At 44.1% G+C, this 1022-nt stretch carries 1 protein-coding gene; it reads left to right on the forward strand.

All coding sequences use genetic code 11. The features are described 5' to 3' along the window. Window positions 1-250 precede the first annotated feature (250 nt). Window positions 251-955, forward strand: a complete 705-nt coding sequence (locus QZL67_RS09385; protein ID WP_022290465.1) for a hypothetical protein — start codon at window positions 251-253, stop codon at window positions 953-955. Window positions 956-1022: the final 67 nt, after the last annotated feature.

The raw sequence follows: 1022 nt of genomic DNA on the forward strand, positions 1-1022 counted from the left end.
GCTCTCCCAGCTGAGCTATACCCCCAGAGAACTTGTCTGTGACTCACAGAACATTTTTATCTTAGCATGAGAAATAGAAAATGTCAAGCATGAATTTTGAAAAAATGGAATCGGGCCGATATCGAAACAAATAGGGAAATGCCTTGGATTTGAGTACACTTTTTTGCTATAATATGGATAACTGGAAAAGTCCGACCATCTGCTTGAAATACAGTCCGTAAAAAAGCGACCAGAGGGGGAGGCACTGGAGATGAAAGCCGAAATCGTATGTGCGCTGATCGAAGCCATGGGAACTATCCTGGCTGCGGCCATTGGCGTGGGATGGCTGGGAAAAATCGTCAAGAAAAATATGGATACGTATTTTTTTAGCTACTCAGATACAAAACATGACCTGCATAAAATCATGCGCAGAGCCAAAAACAGCCTGACGATTGTTGCTGCCTATGGAGATCGCCTGTTGGAATCTTATGAAAATGAAATTGAATCTTACCTGAAGCGGGGAATCCAAGTAGAATATTTGATGTTGGATCGGGAACATGCGTTTTCTCTGGATCGGGACTATTATCAGAAGAAAGAGCAAGAAACAGCCGAAGCATTGGACCGAACATTAAGAAAATTAGAAAAGCTGAGTCAATATGAGAATCTGCAGATCCGGGAAAGCAATCTGTTTTTCAGCGCTTCTTATATTGGAGTGGACCTCTACGAGCCCCTGGAGAAAAAGGGGGTTTCACCGGTTATTCAGGTGATGATCTATCAGTTTGGAATCAGAACACCCCAATCACCCATTACCTATTTGTTTCCCGACGCGAATCCCCGGCAGTTTGAGACGACGGCGGAATGTATCCAGAAGATGTGGGAGCATGGGAGGCCGCTGGATATCAAACAATATCGCAAATCGCTCATGGAATTTTTGACTCCGGGCACTGTAATCGCAGCCTTCGAACAAAAAACGTGAAGAAAGTAAAAGACCCATTTCCAAAAGGAAATGGGTCTTTTTGGTGGAGATAAGCGGGATCGAACCG

The sequence above is a fragment of the Oscillibacter sp. CAG:155 genome (genome assembly GCA_000436875.1).
Taxonomy (GTDB): domain Bacteria; phylum Bacillota; class Clostridia; order Oscillospirales; family Oscillospiraceae; genus Oscillibacter.